Raw genomic sequence first — 5,695 nt, 5'->3', positions numbered from 1 at the left:
CGCGCAACTGGACACCATGAGTGCGCTGGAGATCGCGCGCCTCATCAATGAGGAAGACAAGAAGGTCGGGACGTCGGTCGAACGTGCGTTGCCGCAAATTGCCGAGGCCATCGATGCGGTCGCGCAAGCCATCGGCTCTGGCGGACGCCTCATCTATGTCGGTGCGGGAACCAGCGGGCGGGTCGCGGCGCTGGATGCCTCGGAGTGTCCGCCGACGTTCGACGTTGGATACGACACGGTGCAGTTCGTAATGGCCGGCGGCACCAAGGCCCTGTGGAGTGCCTCCGAAGCCAGCGAGGACGCCGCCGAAACCGGCCGTGACGACATCGCCGACAAGAAGCCCGGCAAGCTCGACGTCGTTGCCGGTCTCGCGGCGAGCGGCCGCACCCCATACACCATCGCGGCAATTGAGTACGCGCGCAGCAAGGGAGCGAAGACGGTCGCCATCACCTGCAATCCCGGTTCGCCCCTGGGCAAAGCGGCGGAGATCGAGATTGTCGCCGAAGTCGGACCGGAAGTGCTCTCCGGCTCCACCCGCATGAAGGCCGGTACGGCGCAGAAGTTGATCTGCAACATGATCACCACCGGCGCCATGGCGCGCTTGGGATACGTGTACGGAAACCTGATGGTCAACGTGCATCCCAAGAACCAGAAGCTGGTGGAGCGGGCGGTTGGGATCCTGGAGAAAGCTACCGGTGCAGCACGGGCCGACGCTGCGGAAGCATTGAAGCAGGCCGGAAACAGCGTCCCACTGGCACTGATCATGCTCCGGACTGGCATCACCAAGGACAACGCGGAGAAGCGGCTCCGGCTGGCCAATGGCAACGTCCGCCACGCGATCGAAGGCGCACTGCCCTTGAGCGAGCGCCGCGCCAGCAGATCGTAAACTCCAGGTGTCAGGAGTCAGGTTTCAGGTGCCGGGAGCCGACAGGCGAAAACTGGAATTGATTACTAAGGTTCTACATTCATACCCGCGGCACTATCGTCGTGGCACACTAACGACACGACGCATACGGCTCGGGCGTCCTGACGCCTGAAGCCCGGAGCCTGAAGCCTTTATGGATAAGTTCGTAATTCGCGGGGGCAACCCGCTGCTCGGCACAATTCGGGTCAGCGGCGCCAAGAACGCGGCCCTTCCCGCCATGGCGGCGGCGCTGCTCACCGAAGAGCCCATCATCCTCGAAAACATTCCCCAAGTGCGCGACATCGAAACCACGCGGCGCCTGCTGGCCAGCATGGGCGCCGAAGTCGAGCTTGGCTACGGACGAGCCCAGCACCGAACGACGATTTGCGTCGGGCGCACTCCGAAACCGGAAGCGGCGTACGAACTGGTGAAAACCATGCGCGCCTCCACGCTCGTGCTCGGCCCGCTCATCGCGCGATGCGGCGAAGCGCGCGTTTCCATGCCCGGCGGATGCGCCATCGGCGCGCGTCCGATCGACCTGCACATCAAGGGGCTGGAACGCCTGGGCGCGGAGATCACCACCGAGCACGGCTACATCGTCGCCCGCGCCAAGCGGCTCACGGGAGCGCGAATCAGCTTCGACAAGATCACCGTCACCGGCACCGAAGACCTGCTCATGGCCGCCACCCTCGCGGAGGGCGAGACCGTGATGGAGAACTGCGCGCGCGAGCCGGAGGTCGCCGACCTGGCGGCGCTGCTCAACAAGATGGGCGCGAAAATCGAAGGCGCGGGCACTTCCACCATCCGCGTGCAGGGCGTCGAGAAGCTGCACGGCGCTCGCCACCGCATCATTCCCGACCGCATCGAGGCCGGTACCTTTATCCTCGCGGGCGCGATGACCGGCGGCGACCTCAACGTCAGCAGCCTGGTGGTCGAGCACCAGTCGGCGCTGCTGCAGAAGCTGGAAGAGGTCGGCGTCAAGATCCGCATCAACGGGGATTCAGTGCGCGTGACGGGCGAGGGCCCGTTCCAACCGGCGGACATGAATACCGAGGAATATCCCGGCTTCGCCACCGACATGCAGGCGCAGTACATGACGCTGATGACGCAGGCCGAGGGCACCTCGGTCATCGTAGAAAACATCTTCGAAAACCGATTCATGCACGCGCAGGAACTGGTGCGCATGGGCGCCAACATCAAGATCGAGGGGCGGCGCGCCATCGTCCGCGGGAAGACCCCGCTCAGCGCCGCCGCCGTGCTCGCCAGCGACCTGCGCGCGTCCGCATCGCTGGTATTGGCTGCGCTGGTCGCCGACGGTGAAACCATCATTGACCGCGTGTACCACATCGACCGCGGTTACGAGCGAATCGAGGAAAAGCTGCGCGGCGTCGGCGCCGAAATCAAGCGCATGGGCGAGGTATTCCGCAAGAAGGCCAGCGTGCCGGTGGCGTGAGTCGGGTATTTCGGTACTTCGGTATCCCGATGCGTTGTACCACTTACTTACCGATATACCCGGCCTAAATAGAAGAAGCCGCTCTCGTCGAGCGGCTTCCTTATTAGTGCGGGGGGAGCTCAGGCGTTCGCGTAGAAAGCGGCGTTCTTCTCGATGAAAACTTTCTTCTCGTCCGGCACTTCGTCGAGCGGGAAGATCGAATTGCTGGTGCAAGCCGGGACGCAGGCGCCGCAGTCGATGCACTCCTCGGCGTTGACGTACATTTGCGTCGATGTCTCGAAAGCCGGCTCGTCCTGTTTCGGATGAATGCAGTCGGTGGGGCAGGCGTCCACGCAGAGCGAATCTTTAATACAGGTATCCGTGATTACGTAGGCCATTTTCTTCCTCGTGTCTGGGTTTTTGTGGGCGCCGCCTGATCGCACGACCGGGTGGTGCTCCTTGTCTTTACAGTAGCCAAGGCATGGACACCCGGGCCGTGACGCCGGTCACAATCCCTTGTGAGGTGCAGCACACTGTGCGACAGGATCAGCCGGGTTTGGCGAGAATCGCGCCGGTCATGCGATCAAGCAGGGTAAGCGCCGCGTCAGCGGGCGGAGGTCTTGGAGGCAGGCTCCTGGTTCGGGTGCGGGGTGTGCGCTTCCGCGTAGGCGGCGTAAAACAACATCAGCCCCATGACCAGGAACACAGCGAGCGCGAGCAGCGCCATGATGAGGATCGGCATAATCCACCTCTGCCGACAGTCTGTCCCCGAACTTCACGTCAGTCCGTGATGCGCGTCACTCACTCGCGTGAGGCTCGGCGCTTCCTTGACGCCGGCGTTGGCGGGCGCATAGGCTGGCAATTTCTTATGAAACACAAACGCGTTCTTATTCTCGCCGCCCTTCTCTGCTCCGCCGCCGTCCATGCCCAGCAGCTCAAGCTCATTCCGTATCCCAAGCAGGTCGAACTGGGACCGGGCAAGGTCACGGTCACCTCCGCCACTCGAATTGCGCTGACCGCCAAGCACGCCAAGGCGGACCGCATCGCCGCCGAAATGCTGGCGGAAGAAATCGAGCGCACTAGCGGACGCAAGCCCACGATTGGCGCCGCCGCTCCGGGTACGATTCAACTCAGACGTCTTGAGCCAAAATCCGGCGACGATCCACTCTTCAAGGACGAGGGCTACACCATCGAGGTAAAGGGTGGGCGCATCGTGGTCGCCGGCGCCAGCGATGCCGGACTCTTCTACGGCGTGCAGACGCTCCGCCAGCTCATGCAGCCCGACGGCAAAAAGCTGATCGTGCCCGAAGTTTCCATTCGCGACTGGCCCTCGATGCGCTGGCGCGGCGTGCACGACGACCTCAGCCGCGGTCCCATCCCCAAGCTCGAATTTCTCAAGCAGCAGATCCGCACTCTCAGCGAGTACAAGATCAACATGTTCTCGCCCTACATGGAGGCGGTGTTCGCCTACAAGAGGCAGCCGCTGATCGCGCCGCAGGAAGCCGCAGTCACGCCCGGCGAAGCGCGCGAGTTGGTCAAGTACGCAGCGCAGTATTACGTCACCGTGGTGCCCGAGCAGGAGGCGTTTGGACACCTGCACAACATTTTGAAGTACGAGCTTTACACGGACCTCGCGGAAACCCCGCACGGGCACGTGCTCGCCCCGGGACAGGAAGGTTCGTACGCGCTGATCCAGAAGATGTTCGACGAGCTCGCCGAGGTATACCCCGGCCCGTTCCTGCACATCGGCGCCGACGAGACCTTCGAGCTCGGCCGCGGCCAGACCAAGCCCAGGGCGGATGAAGTCGGCATCGGCAAGGTCTATCTCGACTTCCTCGCGCGCATCACCGACATCCTCAAGCCGCACCACAAGCGCATCATGTTCTGGGGCGACATCGCCATGAAATACCCGCAACTGCTCAACATCCTGCCCAAGGACGTGATCGCGGTTGCCTGGTCCTACAGCGCGCGCCCGAACTTCGACAACATGCTCAAACCCTACAAGGACGCGGGTCTGGACCTGTTCGTCGCGCCCGGGGCGAATAACTGGAACGTGATCTTCCCCAACCTCGACAACGCCTATCCAAACATCAGCGTCTTCGTGCGCGACGGGCAAAAGTACAACGCGCTCGGCATGTTGAACACGAATTGGAACGACGATGGCGAGTCGTTCATCGGACTGACGTGGCCGCAATTTGTCCTGGGCGGCGCCTGCTCCTGGCAGCAGGGGGAGTGCAACATCCAGCAGTTCCAGCAGGCCTACGACTGGGCCTTCTACCGCAACACCGGCTCCACGTTTCACGACGCCATCCTCGACTTGAACAAAGCCAACACGCTGTTCAAGAGCGCCGGACTGGGCGAGTCGTCCAATTCGTATTTGTGGGTTGATCCATTTTCACCGGCGGGTGCGCAGTTTGCCGGACGCATGCTGCCCATCGCGCGCGACCTGCGGCTCTCGGCGGAGAAAGGTCTGGAAGCGCTGATCAACAACCGCGATAAGGCTGCGATCCATTCCGATACGATCGAGCCGATGATCCTCGCCGGCTACCGCCTCGACTTCCTCGGCATGAAGGTGCAATACCAGGACGAGATCGCCAAGGCCTGGAGCGGCACGCAAACGCCGAGCGCGCAGGGCCGCTACAACTTGGGTTCGATCAACGAAATCACCGGTACCAACGGCCGCCTCGAAGATCTGCGCGACGCGCTGGTCCGCAACCGCAAAATGTACTCGGACTATTACCTCAAAGAGAATCATCCTTACTGGCTCGAAAACGTCCTGTCGCGCTACGACAATTTGACGCAAATCGTGCAAACGAAGATCAGCGAGGTACGCAGCGCCCGCCGCGGAAGCCCGAACGCACCGCCGCCTACCGCCGAGCGGATGGGCTTTGTCGTGACACCGCCTCCTCCGCGTCCGCCCGCCGGAGCACCCGGAACGCAAGCGCCCGCACCCGGCGCCGCTCCGCAGCAACCGCTTCCACCGGTGCAGCCTCCGACCACTACCATGCCGCCACCGAAGAACACGCCTCCGCCCTCGCAGGCGCCGCCTCCGCAGCCATGATTCGTTTCGGAATTGCCGGGTTTGGTTTGCATGGCGTGAAGCAGCTGATGCCAGGCTTTGCCAAAGCCAGCCGCTGCCGTGTCACCGCGATCTCGCGCCGCGACGCCGCCAAGGCCAAGGCTTCGGCCGCCCAGTACGGCATCCCCCATGCGTTCACTTCGGTCGACGAGTTGGCGCGCTGTCCCGACGTGGATGCCGTGTTTGTCGCCTCGCCCAACTCGTTGCACCTGCCGGACACGCTGGCTTGCCTGAAGGCCGGCAAGCCGGTGTTGCTCGAGAAGCCGATGGGGATGAACGC

General features: G+C 63.1%; 6 protein-coding genes. 4 read left to right on the top strand and 2 right to left on the bottom strand.

From position 1 onward, the window contains the following. The coding region (murQ, locus tag VF515_10590; GenBank protein HEX7408080.1) for an N-acetylmuramic acid 6-phosphate etherase at window positions 1-886 on the top strand (886 nt) is incomplete at its 5' end. A 172-nt stretch (window positions 887-1,058) separates the two neighbouring features. Next, window positions 1,059-2,357 carry a UDP-N-acetylglucosamine 1-carboxyvinyltransferase gene (gene murA / locus VF515_10585; GenBank protein ID HEX7408079.1) on the top strand — a complete coding sequence of 433 codons (1,299 nt, stop codon included), beginning with the start codon at window positions 1,059-1,061 and terminating at the stop codon, window positions 2,355-2,357. A 119-nt stretch (window positions 2,358-2,476) separates the two neighbouring features. Here the strand turns inward: murA and VF515_10580 are convergent, their stop codons facing one another. Then, window positions 2,477-2,734: a ferredoxin family protein gene (locus tag VF515_10580; GenBank protein HEX7408078.1), complete on the bottom strand. Its 258-nt coding sequence runs from the start codon at window positions 2,732-2,734 to the stop codon at window positions 2,477-2,479. A 206-nt stretch (window positions 2,735-2,940) separates the two neighbouring features. Further along, complete coding sequence (locus VF515_10575; protein ID HEX7408077.1) at window positions 2,941-3,078, bottom strand: hypothetical protein; 138 nt, start codon at window positions 3,076-3,078, stop codon at window positions 2,941-2,943. A gap of 126 nt (window positions 3,079-3,204) precedes the next feature. Here VF515_10575 and VF515_10570 point away from each other — a divergent pair, with 126 nt between their 5' ends. Beyond that, on the top strand, window positions 3,205-5,397 hold the full coding sequence (locus VF515_10570; GenBank protein ID HEX7408076.1) for a beta-N-acetylhexosaminidase: 2,193 nt from the start codon (window positions 3,205-3,207) through the stop codon (window positions 5,395-5,397). A 35-nt stretch (window positions 5,398-5,432) separates the two neighbouring features. Beyond that, window positions 5,433-5,695, top strand: a 263-nt coding sequence (locus tag VF515_10565) for a Gfo/Idh/MocA family oxidoreductase (protein ID HEX7408075.1), incomplete at its 3' end; no start/stop codon positions are given.

The sequence above is a fragment of the Candidatus Binatia bacterium genome (genome assembly GCA_036382395.1).
Classification (GTDB): Bacteria; Desulfobacterota; Binatia; order HRBIN30; family HRBIN30; genus JAGDMS01.
The sequence above is the reverse complement of the archived record's forward strand: the minus strand, read 5'-3'. Positions and strand labels throughout refer to the sequence as shown.

Excerpts from the sequence above, each read along its gene's own strand:
- VF515_10570 (HEX7408076.1), top strand. The coding sequence starts at position 3,205 with ATGAAACACAAACGCGTTCTTATTCTCGCCGCCCTTCTCTGCTCCGCC.
- murA (HEX7408079.1), top strand. The coding sequence starts at position 1,059 with ATGGATAAGTTCGTAATTCGCGGGGGCAACCCGCTGCTCGGCACAATT.
- VF515_10575 (HEX7408077.1), bottom strand. The coding sequence starts at position 3,078 with ATGCCGATCCTCATCATGGCGCTGCTCGCGCTCGCTGTGTTCCTGGTC.
- VF515_10580 (HEX7408078.1), bottom strand. The coding sequence starts at position 2,734 with ATGGCCTACGTAATCACGGATACCTGTATTAAAGATTCGCTCTGCGTG.